This window comes from Streptomyces longhuiensis (assembly GCF_020616555.1).
In the GTDB taxonomy this organism is placed as follows: Bacteria; Actinomycetota; Actinomycetes; order Streptomycetales; family Streptomycetaceae; genus Streptomyces; species Streptomyces longhuiensis.
Genome location: NZ_CP085173.1, coordinates 4361866 through 4378130 on the forward strand (window position 1 = coordinate 4361866; position 16265 = coordinate 4378130).

Here is a 16265-nt window from a genome sequence, read left to right on the forward strand (position 1 = left end):
CCTCCATCTCCCGGAAGCTACACGCTCGTTCGGCGTTGCGCTTCCCCTACTGGTGAGAAGTGACCCGGAATGCCGGAATCTCTCGGCGGGCGGCGCATATGCCGACGGCCCCGCACCCTGTCCGGGTGCGGGGCCGTCGCCCGGCCGCGGTGAGCGGCCCAGGAGTTACTTCGCCGCGAAGACCACGGCCTCGTACTCCTTCTCGTCCGCCGAGTACGGCTTGGAGATCAGTTCCTTGCCCATGGCCAGCCTGCCGTTGGTGTAGAGCAGTTCGGACTGGGTGGGGGTCATGCTGCTGATGACGCTGGTCACGGTCTCCGTCGCCGGAGTGACCAGGAGCGTCTTCTGCTTCAGCGTCTTCGGGTCGATCGTGACGATCTCGGCACCCTTGTCGTAGGGGCCGTCCTTGTACGCCAGGACGTTCCCGCCGTCCATGCGGACCGGGAAGAGCGTGTACTCGCCGCCGTCGACGCGGTCACCGGTGAGCCGGCCGTTCGCCAGGGAGAACGACACGATCTCGTTGGTCTGGCCGGACGCGCCGCCGCCGTCGTGCTCGCGGGTCGGCATGTAGACGCGGTCGTTGCCGACCGTGATGCCACGGCAGCCGTGAATCTCGCTGACGTCGCAGTCGAAGTCGTACCGGTCCTTCTCCAGCGAGACCTTGGCGCGCAGCTTGCCGGTGTCGTCGAGGGAGAACAGGTCCGACATCTGGACCTCCTCGCCGGTGGCGATCACGAAGGTGACCGGCTTGGTGGAGACGACGGAGATGACGTTCACGTCGGCCGGGATCTTGTAGGTCCACCTCGGCTTGCCCGTCGCCGGGTCGAGGAGCTGCACCTGGTGCTTCTCGTCGCCGTAGTCCCCGCACTTGCGCACGGCGACCAGCTGCTCGCCGCCGCGGTAGCCGACGTCCTCGCAGGAGCCGGTCTGCGGCTGCCACAGGATCTTGCCCGACTTGATGTCGAAGGCCGCGCCGCCGTCGTAGCCGCCGCCGGCCGCCAGCGTGGAGCCGGTGATCGACAGTTCCTTGAACGGGATGTCACGCCCGCCGCTGCCGACGCTCTTCGTCCACAGCTTCTTGCCCGTGTCGACGTTGAAGACCGTGATCTTGGTGCACGGCTGGTAGTCGTACTCCTTGGGCTTGCGCGGGGCCGCCTCGCTGACGACCGCGCTCAGGCCGTCCTGGGTGACCTCGGGGGCGCCGCCGCACGTCTGACCGGGCAGCGGGAGCGTCCAGGACTTCTTGCCGGTGTCCGCGGCGTAGCCGTTGATCTCGCCCAGACCCGCCTTGGCGTACGTCGTGTCCGTGAGCCAGGAGCCCTTGGTGCTGAACACCTCGTCCTTGGGCACCTCGTGCTGGGGCAGCTGGAAGAGGACCTGGGAGCCGGTGTTCCCCGGGACCTTCTCCTTGCTCGCGCCGCCGGTGGTGGTGCCGCCGGAGCCGCCCTTGTCCCCGCCGTCGCCCTTGCCGCCGGTGCCACCGGTCGGGCCCGCGGTGCTGGCGTCGGTCTTGTCGCCACCGGACGAGGCCGAGTACCAGACGCCGCCGCCGATGATCAGGGCGACCGCGACGACAGCGCCGATGATGATCATCATCTGGGAGCTGATCTTCTTGCCCGCGCCGCCGCCCGCCGCCTGCAGGGGCGTGGTGACCGGCGGCGGGTACGCGCCGTACTGCGGCGGCTGCTGGCCCGGGTAGCCGTAGCCCTGCGGGGGCGTCGGCGGCTGGCCCTGGGGGGCCTGCGGGTAGCCGTAGTTGGGGGCCGGCGGCTGCGGGTGGCCGTAGCCCCCGGGCCGGCCCTGCGGAGGCGTCGGCGGCTGGGCGGGCGGCTGCGCCGGGGGCGGCGTCTGGGGCGCCTGCGGGTAGCCGTAGCCGGGCTGCTGCGCGGGCGGGGGCGGCGGCGTGGGCGCGCCGAACCCTCCCGGCGGCGGGTCCTGCGGGGCGCCGAAGCCTCCGGGCGGGGGGTCCTGCGGCTTGCCGAAGCCCACCGGCGGCGGACCCTGGGGCGGGCCCTGCGGCGGCTCGTTGGGCGGCTGGGGCGGCTGCGTCATGACGTCTGTACCTCGGGTGACGGGGGGAAGGAGCGGGCGGCGGTGCGGTGGGCGGTCACTGGGGCTGCGGCGGTCACTTGCCGTACGCCAGCATCAGTTTCTCCTCGCCCTTGGCGGTGCCGGACAGGCGCGTCGTGGAGATGTAGAAGCGCCCGTCGACGTAGTCGACCGCCTTGGAGTAGAAGCCGTTCTCGATCTGCGCGGTTCCCGCCGGGTTCTGCAGCAGGGTCTTCGGCGTGTGCGAGCCCGCCGTCGCGATCGACACGACCCGGCCTCCGGCGTCGTACGAGGCGTTGACGTAGGCGATCACCGCGCCGCCCGAGGTCTTCAGCGGCAGGATGTTCTGCGCCACCGGCGACTTCACGCGCCAGCGCTCCTTGCCGGTCTCCAGGCTGATCGCGACGACCTCGTTGGCGGTGCCGCTGGTGGCCTTGGTCGGCAGGTACAGGGTGTTGGTGTCCGCCGCGACGCCCGTGCAGCCCTGGAGGTCACGGTCGAGGATGGCCCAGCCGCACTCGGGGGCGAAGTCCTCGTCGACCGAGACCTCGGAACGCACCGCGCTGCTGCCGTTCTTCAGCGTGGTGATGTTCCACTGCTTCTTGTCCTCGTTGGTGAGGTAGAGGACGACCGGCGAGACGGAGTAGGCGCGGGCGACCTTCCAGCCCTTGGGGAACGGCTTGGTCCACTTCGCCTTGCCCGTCGCCGGGTCCAGCTCCTGGATCTCGTCGTGCTCCTTGTCCGTGGAGGCACCGCAGGAGGAGACGGCGAGGAGGCGCTCGCCGCCGGCGAACGCGCCGGGGAAGCAGGCCGCGCCGTACTTCTTCTTCTCGAAGAGCTGCTTGCCGTCGCTGACGCTCAGGCCGAGGCCGGACATCTGGCGGCCGACCATCAACGTGCTGCCCGCGTAGGTGAGTTCGACGCCGGTACCGGTGCCGTCGAAGAGGTCCCCCTCGGGGATCTTCTTCTCCCAGTCCTTCTTGCCGGTCTTCAGGTCGATCTGCTGGACCTGGTTGCACTTGGCCCGGTCGGTGACACCGCTCATGTACGCGACGGCGACCTTGTCGTCGTCCGACTTCTGCACGCTGGCGCCGCAGATCTTCTGCGGCAGCTTGATCGTCGGCCAACTCGGCTTGCCGTCCGAGATGTTGTACGCGACGAGCTCGTTGTAGACCGCCTTCGCGGCGAGCGTGTCGGTGACCCACATGCCGGGCGCGTCCGCGCCGTCACCGGGGGCCTTGGGAGCCGTCTTGTACCAGAGGACCTTCGACTCACCGGCCTGGCGGCCCGCGTTGAGGTCCTCCTTGCCTTCGCGTCCGTCACCGGAGCCGTCACCCGGGTCGACCGGCGCGGAGCCGGTGGGCTTGGGGTCCTGGCTCTTGTCGGCGACGGGGTCCTTCTTCTTGTCGTCACCGCCGCCCACGACCGCCCACACCACACCGCCGGCGATCACGACGACGGCCACCGCGGCGGCCACGATGATCCCGGTCCGGCCCTTGAAGGGGTTCTTGCCGCCGCCGCCCGGGGCCGCGGGGCCACCGGGGAACGGGGGCTGCTGCTGCGGGTAGCCGTACTGGGGCTGCTGCCCGTAGGGACCGGGCTGCTGCGCGCCGTACGGTCCGGGCTGCTGCGGAGGCTGGCCGTAGGGTCCGGGCTGCTGCTGCGGCTGGCCGTAGGGACCCGGCTGCTGGGGCTGACCGTAAGGGCCGCCCTGCGGGGGCTGTCCGTACGGGCCCGGCTGCTGCGGGTAGCCGTATCCGGGCTGCGGGGCCGGCGGCGTCTGCGGCGGCTGGGCCGGAGGCTGCGGCGGCTGCCCCGGAGGCTGCTGCGGGTCCTGTGGTGCTCCGAAGCCGCCTTGCGGCGGCTGGTTGGGCGGCTGAGTCATCAGCGCTCCCCCCTCTTCACTGATGTGTCTGCTCGCCTGGGTCGATTTCAGGACGTTCTCTGGTCGTTCTCAGGCAAACCCAGAGCGCCCTTTCTATCACCCTGTGCAGTACCACATCGGGCCGGTCGCTCCCCTGTTCCCAAGGGAGCACCGGCCCGTGATGGGTCTGTTACTGGAGCTTCACGCGTCCTCCGCGAGCTCGAGCCAGCGCATCTCCAACTCCTCGCGCTCTCCGATCAGTTCGCGCAGCTCGCCGTCCAGCTTGGCCACCTTCGCGAAGTCCGTTGCGTTATCGGCGATCTGCGCGTGCAGCTTGGTCTCCTTCTCGGAGATCTTGTCCATCTGCCGCTCGATCTTCTGGAGTTCCTTCTTCGCGGCGCGGGCGTCCGCGGCGGACACCGTCTTCTCCGGCGTGCCCGCGGCGGGGGCCGGGGCGGCGGCCGTCATCGAGGCGGCGACGGCCTCCTCCATCCGCTTGCGCCGCTCCAGGTACTCGTCGATGCCGCGCGGCAGCATCCGCAGCGTGGCGTCGCCGAGCAGCGCGAACACCCGGTCCGTGGTGCGCTCGATGAAGAACCGGTCGTGGGAGATCACGACCATGGAGCCGGGCCAGCCGTCGAGGAGGTCCTCCAGCTGCGTGAGCGTCTCGATGTCGAGGTCGTTCGTCGGCTCGTCGAGGAAGAGGACGTTCGGCTCGTCCATGAGGAGGCGCAGGAGCTGGAGGCGGCGGCGCTCACCGCCGGACAGGTCGCCGACGGGCGTCCACTGCTTCTCCTTGTTGAAGCCGAACGTCTCGCAGAGCTGGCCCGCGGTCATCTCGCGGCCCTTGCCGAGGTCGACGCGGTCGCGGACCTGCTGCACGGCCTGGAGGACGCGCAGTTCGGGGTTGAGCTCGGCGACCTCCTGGGAGAGGTAGGCGAGCTTCACGGTCTTGCCGACGGCGACGCGGCCCGCCGCGGGCTGCTCCTCGCCGTCGGTGCGGGCGGCCTGCGCCATGGCGCGCAGCAGGGAGGTCTTGCCCGCGCCGTTCACACCGACGAGGCCGATGCGGTCGCCGGGGCCGAGCTGCCAGGTCAGGTGCTTGAGGAGCACCTTGGGCCCGGCCTGCACGGTGACGTCCTCGAGGTCGAAGACCGTCTTGCCGAGCCGGGAGCTGGCGAACTTCATCAGCTCGCTCTTGTCGCGCGGCTCCGGCACGTCGGCGATGAGCTCGTTGGCGGCCTCGATGCGGTAGCGGGGCTTGGAGGTGCGGGCCGGGGCGCCGCGGCGCAGCCAGGCCAGCTCCTTGCGCATCAGGTTCTGCCGCTTGGTCTCCTCGGTCGCCGCGATGCGCTCGCGCTCGGCGCGCGCGAAGACGTAGTCGCTGTAGCCGCCCTCGTACTCGAAGACGTCCCCCTTCTGCACGTCCCACATGCGGGTGCAGACCTGGTCGAGGAACCAGCGGTCGTGGGTCACGCAGACGAGGGCGGAGCGGCGTGCCTGGAGGTGGCTCGCCAGCCAGGAGATGCCCTCCACGTCGAGGTGGTTGGTGGGCTCGTCGAGGACGATCAGGTCGGGCTCGCCGATGAGGAGCTTCGCGAGGGCGATGCGGCGGCGCTCGCCGCCGGACAGCGGCGCGATGACCGTGTCGAGGCCCTGCGGGAAGCCGGGCAGGTCGAGTCCGCCGAACAGCCCGGTGAGCACGTCGCGGATCTTGGCGTTGCCCGCCCACTCGTGGTCGGCGAGGTCGCCGATGACCTCGTGCCGGACGGTCGCCTCGGGGTCGAGGGAGTCGTGCTGCGTGAGGACGCCGAGGCGCAGGCCGCCGCTGTGGGTGACGCGGCCGGTGTCGGCGTCCTCCAGCTTGGCGAGCATCCGGATGAGGGTGGTCTTGCCGTCGCCGTTACGCCCGACGACACCGATCCTGTCCCCCTCGGACACGCCGAGCGATACGCCGTCGAGCAGGGCACGGGTGCCGTACACCTTGCTGACTGCCTCGACATTGACCAGGTTGACTGCCATTTCGCTCCTGACAAGGGGATGGATCAGTCTTCCAGCGTAGTCGCCACGAGGGATTGGACAGCCTGCGCCTTCGTTGTGACAGCCCGGACACGGGCGGGAGGCACGGGGGTACGGGGGTGCGGGTGCCGCGACGGCTTGTGCGCGGCGGCACCCGCGCAGGGATCGACACGGGCCCCGACGAGCGCGTCGACCGGGCCTGGCAGGCGAAGACCGACCGGAACCCGCTGGAGGAGCACGGTGTCCTCGGCACCCGGCAGACCGCCTGCCAGGGCAATCAGGACGGCGAGCTGTACAGCTTCTCCGCGCGCTACGGCCCGAGCACGCTCGATGCCCGCCTGCGCTCGCAGCACCGCTTCGACCACGAACCCCGGCACAGGAAGAGCCCTTGCAGGGCCGGCGCCAAGTGCCCCGGGGACACCGAGCGCGCCCGGTTCTCGGTGGCGCCGTACGGCTTCGCGTCCTCCCACGACAAGAAGTCCGCGACGGCCGCGTTCAAGGCCTTCGTGCGGAGCGCCGTCGAGCGGCACGGCTGCGGGGACCTGCGCCTGCCCGCCTGAGCACCGCGGCGACCTCGCGCGGCCGCGCCACCCTGCCCTGCCAGCCGCCACCGGCGGGCGGGGGCAGGAGGTGGCCGCGGGTGGCGAGCGCGGAGTGCAGCCCGACGAGGGCGATCGCGCCGAGCGGTACGAGGACCTGCCCGCGGCCGATACGGCGTCTGCGGCGCCGGGGCCGGGCGCTCGTGGTGTCGGTGGTCATGGGGACCACGGTGCCGCGTCGCCCGTGGTGGCCGACAGGGCGGACGTACTCAGCCACCCGTGAGTATGTCCGGCCGCGTCAGCGCCGGACGACCGTCGCGCCCGGCGCCGGAGACGTCGTGACCCGTACGGAGCGGCAGGTGCCGGACGCCGTGAGGGCGCCGGCGACCGCCTGCGCCGACTCCTCGTCCGCGCACAGGAACGCCGTGGTCGGGCCCGAGCCGGAGACCAGGCCCGCGAGGGCGCCCGCCGCCGTGCCCGCGTCGAGGGTGTCCTTCAGCGCGGGGAACAGGGAGAGCGCGGCGGGCTGGAGGTCGTTCGTGAGCGTCGCGGCCAGCGCGTTCGCGTCGCCGGAGCGCAGCGCGTCGAGCAGGGCGGGCGAGGCCTCCGGCTCGGGGATCGCACGCCCCTGCGCCAGGCGGTCGAACTCGCCGTACACGGCGGGCGTCGAGAGCCCTCCGTCGGCGGCCGCGAACACCCACCGGAACTCGCCGCCCACGTCCAGGAGTTGCAGCTTCTCGCCGCGTCCGGTGCCGAGCGCCGCCCCGCCGACCAGGCTGAACGGCACATCGCTGCCCAACTCGGCGCAGATGTCCAGGAGTTCGTCCCGGGTGGCGCCGGTGCCCCACAGCGCGTCGCAGGCCACGAGGGCGCCGGCGGCGTCCGCGGAGCCGCCCGCCATGCCGCCGGCGACGGGGATGTCCTTGTCGATGTGGAGGTGGACGCGGGGCTCGATCCCGTACCGCTCGCCCAGCGCGATCGCGGCGCGGGCCGCGAGGTTGGTGCGGTCCAGCGGGACCTGGTCCGCGCCGGGGCCCTCGCAGGTGAGGGTCAGCTCGTCGGCGGCGGTCGCCGTGACGTCGTCGTGCAGGCCGACGGCCAGGAAGACGTTGGCGAGGTCGTGGAAGCCGTCGGGGCGGGCGGCGCCCACCGCGAGCTGGACGTTGACCTTCGCGGGGACCCGTACCGTCACGCTCACTGCTTGTTCTCCGCGATCCGTGCGAACTCCTCGACCGTGATGGCTTCGCCGCGCGCCTGCGGGGAGACTCCGGCCGCGACCAGGGCCGCCTCGGCGGCGGCGGCCGATCCGGCCCAGCCGGACAGGGCGGCGCGCAGGGTCTTGCGGCGCTGGGCGAAGGCCGCGTCGACCACGGCGAAGACCTCGCGCTTGGAGGCGGTCGTCGCCACCGGCTCGGTGCGCCGGACCAGGGCCACGAGACCGCTGTCGACGTTCGGCGCGGGCCAGAAGACGTTCCGGCCGATGGAGCCGGCGCGCTTCACGTCCGCGTACCAGTTGGCCTTGACCGACGGGACGCCGTAGACCTTCGAGCCGGGGGCGGCCGCGAGGCGGTCGGCGACCTCGGCCTGCACCATGACGAGCGTGCGCTCGATGGTGGGGAACGTGTCGAGCATGTGGAGCAGGACCGGCACGGCGACGTTGTAGGGCAGGTTCGCGACGAGCGCCGTGGGCGCGGGGCCCGGCAGTTCGCGTACCTGCATCGCGTCGGAGTGGACGAGCGCGAAGGCGTCCTTCTTCTGCGGGAGGCGGGCCTCGATCGTCGCGGGCAGCGCGGCGGCGAGCACGTCGTCGATCTCGACGGCGGTGACATGGGCCGCCGCCTCCAGGAGCGCCAGGGTCAGCGAGCCGAGGCCGGGGCCGACCTCGACGACGTTGTCCTCGGGGGTGACCTGCGCGGTGCGGACGATACGGCGGACCGTGTTGGCGTCGATGACGAAGTTCTGGCCGCGCTGTTTCGTGGGCCGCACGCCCAGGGCTGCCGCCAGTTCGCGGATGTCGGCGGGGCCAAGCAGGGGGCCCTGGGGGTCAGTGGTGCTCACGGTCTCAGGGTACGGGGCGCCGCGGCCGGGTCCCGACCGGACCGCGGACCCCCGCACCGCCCCGGCTACCCGTGCAGCCGGCCACCGCAGTGCGGCCACGGGCTCGTGCCGCGCTGCACGTACAGCTTCTTCGCCCGGTACGTCTGCTCGGAGGCGGACGCGTCCTGGGGCCGGCCGCCGCCGCCCAGGCTGCGCCAGGTCTGTACGTCGAACTGGTAGAGGCCGCCGTAGGTGCCGGTGGCGTCGGTCGCGCCGGGGCGCCCGCCGGACTCGCACCGGGCGAGCGCGCTCCAGTGCAGGCCGTCGGCGCCGGCGACGGAGGACGGCGGGGGCTTGATGCCGACCTTCACGAGCCGGCTGCGGGGCTCGCGCACGACCTCGGCGCTCATGCGGCGCGGCTTCTGCCTGACGCCGTTGACGGTGCGCAGGGCGTAGGTGACGCGCCGGGCGCCCTCGCGGCCCGCCCGTTCGACGACCTCGGTGCCGCGGAACAGGGTCGGGTCCTCGGTGCGCACCACCTCGTACGCGATGGGTTCCTCGCGCACCTCCCTGCTGCCCTTGATGCGCATGACGGTGATCGTCTGCCCGTCGCGCGGGAAGCTGTCCTGCGGCACGGACGTGGTGTCCTGGCCGTGCAGCGAGACGCCCGCCTCGTCGACGACGTCCCGGACGGTGGCGGCGTTGGTGCGGATGGTGCGCTCGCGGCCGTCGGCCATGACCGTGACGCTGCGTTCGGTGCGGACGTCGAACGCGAGGCCGTCGCGGGCGATGCGGCGCGAGCGGGACGTGGAGACGTAGGCGCCCTCGGCGCGGACGCCGAGCTGGTGCAGGGCTCCGTCGACGGTGCCCTCGGTGGTCCACACCTTGCGGCGTTCCCCGTCGATGGTGAGGTGCACGGGCCTGCCGTAGCGCACGGCGACCTCGTCGCCGCTGGACAGCGCGGTCCCGGGGGCGGGGGCGACGACGTCGTGCGGGCCGACGTCGACCCCCTCGTCGGCGAGCAGCTCGCCGACGTCGTCCGCGAAGGTGTGCAGGGTGCGCGGCCTGCCGTCGACGCTGAGCTGGACGGCCTTGTCGGCGGCGACGAAGGCGGTGGTGCCGCCGGCCAGGAAGGCGACGACGAGGGCCTGCGGCAGCAGGCGTCTGAGAGTCTCGGGCCGCTCGGGCCGTTTCCTGCGCCGGGCCGCCCTGCGGGCCTCGGCGCGCCCCGCGGGCTGCGGGGCGGGGTCCGCGGCCGGGGCCGACGGGCGCGGCAGCAGCGCTTCGGGCACGGGCCAGGCGGGCTGGGTCTCCATCGACTCGTAGCCGGGGACGTAGGTGTCCGCGTGCGGGTGGGGGCCGGGCGGTGGTTCGTATGTCTCGAGCGCGACGAGCGTTTCCTGCTGCTCATACGTCCCGTACGGCGAATTGCTCACGACGACGCTCCTGGGTCCGGATCGGCGAGGAGAACCTAGCGGAGCGATCGTCACTCTCCAAAGCAGCGCGACTACGCTGTGTCGCGGCGCGTTCCCGGACCTTCTCTCCCGGCGCAGCCCCGTCGGCGCAGCCGGTCAGTAGCCGAAAGCGCGGGCCGTGTTGGCCGAGACGGCCGCCGCGAGGGTGTCCTCGTCGAGACCCTTCACCGCGGCCATCGCGCGCAGTGTGACCGGAATGAGATAAGGGGCGTTAGGCCGTCCGCGGTAGGGCGCGGGGGTCAGGAAGGGCGCGTCGGTCTCGACCAGGACGAGCTCGCGCGGGGCGGCCACGAGCGCGTCGCGCAGGGGCTGCGCGTTCTTGAAGGTGACGTTCCCGGCGAACGACATGAAGTAGCCGTTCTCGGCGCAGATCCGGGCCATTTCGGCATCTCCGGAGTAGCAGTGGAAGACGGTGCGCTCGGGGGCGCCCTCCTCCTTGAGGATGCGCAGCACGTCGTCATGGGCGTCGCGGTCGTGAATCACGAGCGCCTTGCCGTGCCGCTTGGCGATCTCGATGTGGGCACGGAAGGAGCGCTCCTGCGCGGCGATGCCTTCAGGTCCCGTACGGAAGTGGTCGAGTCCGGTCTCGCCGACGCCCTTGACGTGTGGGAGGGCCGCGAGCCGGTCGATCTCCGCGAGCGCCTCGTCGAGGGCGGCGTCACCGCCGGCCGTGCGCTCGCCCTGGCGCGACCAGCCGTCGGGGTCGCCGAGGACGATACGGGGCGCTTCGTTCGGGTGCAGGGCGACGGTGGCGTGCACGCTCGGATGCGCGGCCGCGGTGTCGGCGGCCCAGCGGGAACCGTTCACGTCGCAGCCGACCTGGACGACGGTCGTCACACCCACCGACGCGGCCTTGGCGAGGCCCTCCTCCACCGTGCCCGACTGCATGTCGAGGTGGGTGTGCGAGTCGGCGACCGGCACCGCGAGGGGCGCGGGCAGCGGCGGCGGGGTGACGTCCTTCGAACGGTCAGAACTCATGCCCCGATCCTACGAAGCCGGGGTCGGTGGGGTCGTCGGGGTCCGGTCGCGGTCCGGCGGTGGCCGGTCGGTGATCAGTGCGTCTTGCGGTTCTGGAAGGGATGCAGCAGGTCGGAGAGGTGCCAGTGGTGGTCCTTCGCGGGGTGGTCCTTCGCGGGGTGCTCCTCGCCCTCCGGCCGCTCCGCCGGCATGATCCCCTCGCGTTCCATCACACCGCGGATCGACGAGACCCTCCCCGCCCTCATGATCCGTACGACATGGCCGCCGCAGTTCAGGCACGTGGGCCGGGTCAGCGGCGACGGGACCCGCGCGCCGCCCACCACGTACATCACGAATTCCGCGCCGTCGCCGCCGATGTGGTGCTCGATCTCGTAACTCTGCTCCCAGCCGTGACCGCACCGCATGCAGGCGAAGGCGTACGACTCGTGGGCGATGGCTGTGGCCGCGCTCCGGTTCGGTATCTGGGGTGCGGCAGCACCGGCCGGGGTCGGTACGGCGCCTGCGATCTCACTCATGCCTGCTCCTCTTGCCCTCTGGACAAGGCACTTCGGGGCGGGGCATTACATCCGCCCTGAAGCGTGGGACGGGTACGTCCCTTCAACCAGTGGACGCTTCTCCCGGCGCGATCGCATCAGGCCTGTCGACTATTGGATCCGATTTGGCCTTTCCTTATCGGAAAGGGCCCGATGCGCGGCCTGCGCTTTGCCTTTCACGATAGTCCTTTGCCCTCCGATGGGGCGCCCCGAGCGGCATTCTTTGCCGCGACCACGGCATCGAAGACCTCACGCTTGGGTAGCCCGGCCTCGGCGGCCACGGCGGCGATTGCTTCCTTGCGCCGCTCACCCGCCTCCTCACGCACCTGCACCCTGCGTACCAGCTCGGAGGCGTCGAGTGACTCCGCGCCCTTTTCCGGGGCGCCCTCCACGACGACGGTGATTTCGCCGCGCACGCCTTCCGCGGCCCATTTCGCGAGTTCCCCGAGCGGGCCCCGCTTCACTTCCTCGTACGTCTTGGTGAGCTCGCGGCACACGGCCGCCCTGCGATCGGCGCCGAATGCCTCCGCCATCGCGGCGAGGGTGTCGTCGAGGCGGTGCGGGGCCTCGAAATAGACGAGGGTGCGGCGTTCCTCCGCCACTTCCCGCAGCCGGCCCATGCGCTCGCCCGCCTTGCGGGGCAGGAAGCCCTCGAAGCAGAACCGGTCGACGGGCAGCCCGGACAGCGCGAGCGCGGTCAGCACGGCGGACGGCCCCGGCACGGCGGTGACCTTGATGTCCCGCTCGACGGCGGCCGCGACGAGCCGGTACCCGGGGTCGGACACGGACGGCATCCCCGCGTCGGTCACGAGCAGCACCCGGGCCCCGCCCGCGAGCGCCTCGACCAGCTCGGGCGTGCGGGCGGACTCGTTCCCCTCGAAGTACGACACGACGCGCCCGCCCGGGGTCACCCCGAGCGCCTGCGTCAGGCGCCGCAGCCTGCGGGTGTCCTCGGCGGCGATGACGTCGGCGTCGGCCAGCTCCTTGCTGAGCCGGGGCGGCGCGTCCGACACGTCTCCGATGGGCGTGCCCGCGAGCACGAGCGTTCCGGGGGAATCTGGGCTTGATGTCACGGATCCATCCTCGCAGGGGCGGGGCGGGCCGACACGTCCCGCCCCGGGGCCGGCCGACTCGGCGGGGCCGCACACGGGACTCGCACAGTGACGTTCCCTACGATGGCGCGGTGACCAGTACTGCGTCCTCGCCGCACTCGCCCTCGACCAGCGCCCCGCCGGGCCGGAACCCCGGCGAGGCGCGACAGCCGTCGACGTGGGAGCGCCGGCTGCGGCGGTTCGGTCACGTGACGCGGCCCAGAGGCGACGTGGGCACGCGGCTCGTGCCGCCGTACGCGCCGCCTTCGTCGCGGCTGTGGGCGACGCTCGGTCTCTCCGACGGCCTCGCGCGGGGCGTGACGCGCTGGTCGGGCTGGCTCGGTCCGCTGTTCGTGACGCTGATCGCGGGCCTGATGCGGTTCTGGCATCTCGGCAGCCCGAAGGCCGTGATATTCGACGAGACGTACTACGCGAAGGACGCGTGGGCGCTGATCCACCGCGGCTTCGAGGTCAACTGGGACAAGAACGCCAACGACCTGATCCTGAAGACCGGCGGCCATGTGCCGCTCCCGCACGACGCCGCGTACGTCGTGCATCCGCCGGTCGGCAAGTACGTCATCGGGATCGGTGAATGGCTGTTCGGGTTCACCCCGTTCGGCTGGCGGTTCATGACCGCGGTGCTCGGCACGCTGTGCGTGTTGCTTGTGTGCCGGATCGGGCGGCGGCTGTTCCGCTCGACGTTCCTCGGCTGTCTGGCCGGTCTGCTGCTCGCCGTGGACGGCCTCGCGTTCGTGATGAGCCGCACGGCGCTGCTCGACTCGATCCTCGTGTTCTTCGTCGTCGCCGCGTTCGGCTGTCTGGTCGTGGACCGCGACAAGGCGCGCGGGAAGCTGGCCGCCGCGCTCCCCAGGAGCGAGGACGGCGTGCCGCGCCCCGACGCGCACATCGCCGAGACGCTGCGGCTGGGCTGGCGCCCGTGGCGGCTGCTCGCCGGTCTGTGCCTGGGGCTCGCCGCGGGCACGAAGTGGAACGGCTTCATCTACCTGGCCGCGTTCGGTGTGCTCACGGTCCTGTGGGACGTCGGCGCGCGCCGCGTCGCCGGGGCCGGCCGGCCCTACGTCGCCGTGCTCAAGCGGGACCTCGGCTGGGCGTTCCTGTCGACGGTGCCGGTCGCGGTCGCCACGTACGTCCTGTCCTGGCTCGGCTGGATCCTTTCTCCTGCCGACGGGACCGGCGGCTACTTCCGCAACTGGGCGGCGACCGACGGGCGGGGCGGCTCCTGGACCTGGCTGTTCCCCGACTGGATGCGCAGCCTGTGGCACTACGAGCACGAGGTCTACAAGTTCAACGTGGGGCTCAGCTCCCCGCACATCTACCAGTCGAACCCGTGGAGCTGGCTCGTCGACGGCAGGCCGGTCTCGTACTTCTACGAGTCCCCGCTGCCCGGCAAGGACGGCTGCCCGGCCGGTGCGGGCGACAAGTGCGCCCGTGAGGTCCTGGCGCTCGGCACCCCGCTGCTGTGGTGGGCGGCGGCGTTCGCCGTGCTCTATCTGCTGTGGCGCTGGTTCTTCCGCCGCGACTGGCGGGCGGGCGCCATCGCGTGCGCCGTCGCCGCGGGCTACCTGCCCTGGTTCAACTACCAGGAACGCACGATCTTCTTCTTCTACGCGGTCGTTTTCGTGCCCTTCCTGTGTCTCGGTGTCGCGATGCTGGTCGGCGCGATCCTCGGGCCACCGGGGTCCGGGGAACGGCGCAGAATCGTCGGGGCGGCGGGCGCGGGCGTGCTCGTGCTGCTGATCGTGTGGAATTTCGTCTACTTCTGGCCGATCTACACCGGGCAGGCGATCCCGTTCGACTCCTGGCAGTCCCGGATGTGGCTGGACACCTGGGTCTGACCGGCTGTCTCTCGGGGCCGGCCGCGGACGTCGCGCCCCCTCGGAAGCGGTCTCCGTTCAGACAAGTTCGGACAACATCTGCGCACTCTCGTCCCACCGGGCACGGCCGCCGCCTAAAGTTCCCACCGGAACCTGGGGAGGGGACGCAGCATGCGCAAGGGGGCCAAGGCGGCTGTGATCGGCGGAGTGTTCGCCATCATGGTCGGGGGCGCGGGGTACGGCGCGTACAACGTGGTGACGGCCGTGACCGGTTCGGGCGGATCGAGTACGGCGGGGGCACCCTCGCCGCGCAGGACCGGGCCGCCGACGACGGACGAGGTCAAGGACGTCTCGCAGAAGTTCCTCGCGGCGTGGGCGAAGTCCGACCCGGACTCCGCGTCGACGTACACGAACAACGCGGAGTCGGCGCTCTCGGCGCTCACCGGCTGGCACGACGACGCGCACATCACGCACACCACGCTGACGGCGGGGGCGCCCTCGGGGGCCGAGGTGCCGTTCAAGGTGAAGGCCACGGTGTCGTACGAGGGGAAGAGGAAGACCCTCGCCTACGACTCCTCGCTCACCGTCGTGCGGGGCCTCAACACCGGCCGGGCGCTGGTCGACTGGCAGGCGGCCGTCGTGCATCCGGACATGCGCAGGGGCGACACCCTCGTCACGGGCGAGGCATCGACGCCGCCCATCGAGGCCGTGGACCGCTCGGGCAACGTCCTGACGAAGGAGAAGTACCCCTCGCTCGGGCCGATCCTGGACCAGCTGCGGGAGAAGTACGGCGACACGGCCGGCGGCCGCGCGGGCGTGGAGACGTACATCCAGCGCGAGAGCGAGGACGCCGGCACCAAGACGCTGCTCACGCTGGTGAAGGGCAAGGCCGGCGAGCTGCACACGACGCTCAGCGCCACCGCGCAGGCGGCGGCCGAGCGGGCCGTGAAGAGCTTCGACGAGTCGTCCGTGGTGGCCGTGCAGCCGAGCACGGGCCAGGTCCTCGCGGTCGCCAACCACCGCCAGGACGGCTTCAACGCCGCCTTCCAGGGCGAGCAGGCCCCCGGCTCCACAATGAAGGTCATCACCGCGGCGATGCTCATCGACAACGGTGTCGCCTCGGTCAACAGCCCGGCACCCTGCCCGGACACCGCGACCTGGCAGAGCCAGACCTTCCACAACCTGCCCGGCATGAAGGCCAACGAGGGCGCCAACCTCGCGGACAGCTTCGCCCGGTCCTGCAACACCGCGTTCGTGAAGCTCATCGACGAGAAGCCGCTGACGGACGAGTCGTTGACCCGCGAGGCGCAGGACCGTTTCGGTCTCGGTCAGGACAACTGGAAGACCGGCATCGCCTCCGCGGACGGCAAGATCCCGCCGTCCGGCGGCCCCGACCGCGCGGCCAACGCCATAGGGCAGGGCCAGATCCAGATGAACCCGCTGAACATGGCGTCCGTCACGGCGACGGCGAAGACGGGCGTCTTCCGGCAGCCGGTGATCGTGCCGCGCTCCCTCGACGACCGGCAGCTCGCCACCGCCCGCGGCCTCGCCCCCAGCACCGCCGCTCAGCTGCGGCAGATGATGTACCGCACCGCGACGGTGGGCACCGGCGCGCAGGTCATGGCGGGTCTCGGACCCGACATCGGCGCCAAGACCGGCTCGGCGGAGGTCACCGGCCAGACCAAGTCGAACAGCTGGTTCACCGGCTACCGCGGGGACGTCGCGGCGGCCGCGGTCACCGAGGAGGGCGGCCACGGCGGCGACGCCGCGGGCCCGATCGTGGCGGCGGTGCTACGGGCGGGTAGCTGAGCCGCGTCGGGAGCAGTTGTGGGGACGCCTTAGTCT

13 protein-coding genes are annotated in these 16265 nt (G+C 71.8%); 3 read left to right on the plus strand and 10 right to left on the minus strand.

Annotated features, from left to right (window positions below; all coding sequences use genetic code 11):
• Nucleotides 1-165: 165 nt before the first annotated feature.
• From LGI35_RS20190 to LGI35_RS20200, 3 genes are all read right to left on the minus strand, one after another.
• Nucleotides 166-2052, minus strand: coding sequence for an outer membrane protein assembly factor BamB family protein (locus LGI35_RS20190; RefSeq protein ID WP_227295202.1), 1887 nt, complete (start codon nucleotides 2050-2052; stop codon nucleotides 166-168).
• 73 nt (nucleotides 2053-2125) lie between these two features.
• Nucleotides 2126-3934 carry an outer membrane protein assembly factor BamB family protein gene (locus LGI35_RS20195; RefSeq protein WP_227295203.1) on the minus strand — a complete coding sequence of 603 codons (1809 nt, stop codon included), beginning with the start codon at nucleotides 3932-3934 and terminating at the stop codon, nucleotides 2126-2128.
• Between the two features lie 180 nt (nucleotides 3935-4114).
• Nucleotides 4115-5935 carry an ABC-F family ATP-binding cassette domain-containing protein gene (locus tag LGI35_RS20200; RefSeq protein WP_227295204.1) on the minus strand — a complete coding sequence of 607 codons (1821 nt, stop codon included), beginning with the start codon at nucleotides 5933-5935 and terminating at the stop codon, nucleotides 4115-4117.
• A 122-nt stretch (nucleotides 5936-6057) separates the two neighbouring features.
• Here LGI35_RS20200 and LGI35_RS20205 point away from each other — a divergent pair, with 122 nt between their 5' ends.
• The gene (locus tag LGI35_RS20205; RefSeq protein ID WP_227295205.1) at nucleotides 6058-6492 is read left to right on the plus strand and encodes a hypothetical protein; all 435 of its coding nucleotides are present in this window, start codon (nucleotides 6058-6060) and stop codon (nucleotides 6490-6492) included.
• On the opposite strand, the gene LGI35_RS20210 is transcribed toward LGI35_RS20205, so the two are convergent.
• The 7 genes from LGI35_RS20210 to rsmI form a co-directional block, all read right to left on the minus strand.
• Nucleotides 6428-6691, minus strand: coding sequence for a hypothetical protein (locus LGI35_RS20210; RefSeq protein WP_227295206.1), 264 nt, complete (start codon nucleotides 6689-6691; stop codon nucleotides 6428-6430). The two genes, LGI35_RS20205 and LGI35_RS20210, sit on opposite strands and share 65 nt — an antisense overlap.
• A 78-nt stretch (nucleotides 6692-6769) precedes the next feature.
• Nucleotides 6770-7669: a 4-(cytidine 5'-diphospho)-2-C-methyl-D-erythritol kinase gene (locus LGI35_RS20215; protein ID WP_227295207.1), complete on the minus strand. Its 900-nt coding sequence runs from the start codon at nucleotides 7667-7669 to the stop codon at nucleotides 6770-6772.
• On the minus strand, nucleotides 7666-8529 hold the full coding sequence (gene rsmA, locus LGI35_RS20220; RefSeq protein WP_227295208.1) for a 16S rRNA (adenine(1518)-N(6)/adenine(1519)-N(6))-dimethyltransferase RsmA: 864 nt from the start codon (nucleotides 8527-8529) through the stop codon (nucleotides 7666-7668). The genes LGI35_RS20215 and rsmA overlap by 4 nt, the downstream gene beginning before the upstream one ends.
• Nucleotides 8530-8594: 65 nt before the next feature.
• Nucleotides 8595-9944: a resuscitation-promoting factor gene (locus tag LGI35_RS20225; protein ID WP_227295209.1), complete on the minus strand. Its 1350-nt coding sequence runs from the start codon at nucleotides 9942-9944 to the stop codon at nucleotides 8595-8597.
• Nucleotides 9945-10079: 135 nt separating this feature from the next.
• Nucleotides 10080-10961 (minus strand): TatD family hydrolase, encoded by an 882-nt coding sequence (locus LGI35_RS20230; protein ID WP_227295210.1) that lies wholly within the window; start codon nucleotides 10959-10961, stop codon nucleotides 10080-10082.
• A 74-nt stretch (nucleotides 10962-11035) separates the two neighbouring features.
• Nucleotides 11036-11476, minus strand: coding sequence for a hypothetical protein (locus LGI35_RS20235; RefSeq protein WP_227295211.1), 441 nt, complete (start codon nucleotides 11474-11476; stop codon nucleotides 11036-11038).
• Nucleotides 11477-11670: 194 nt separating this feature from the next.
• Nucleotides 11671-12567: a 16S rRNA (cytidine(1402)-2'-O)-methyltransferase gene (gene rsmI / locus LGI35_RS20240; RefSeq protein WP_227295212.1), complete on the minus strand. Its 897-nt coding sequence runs from the start codon at nucleotides 12565-12567 to the stop codon at nucleotides 11671-11673.
• Nucleotides 12568-12677: 110 nt separating this feature from the next.
• On the opposite strand from rsmI, the gene LGI35_RS20245 reads away from it, so the two are divergent.
• Complete coding sequence (locus LGI35_RS20245) at nucleotides 12678-14441, plus strand: dolichyl-phosphate-mannose--protein mannosyltransferase (RefSeq protein WP_227295213.1); 1764 nt, start codon at nucleotides 12678-12680, stop codon at nucleotides 14439-14441.
• A gap of 150 nt (nucleotides 14442-14591) precedes the next feature.
• On the plus strand, nucleotides 14592-16229 hold the full coding sequence (locus LGI35_RS20250) for a penicillin-binding transpeptidase domain-containing protein (RefSeq protein WP_227295214.1): 1638 nt from the start codon (nucleotides 14592-14594) through the stop codon (nucleotides 16227-16229).
• Nucleotides 16230-16265 lie beyond the last annotated feature (36 nt).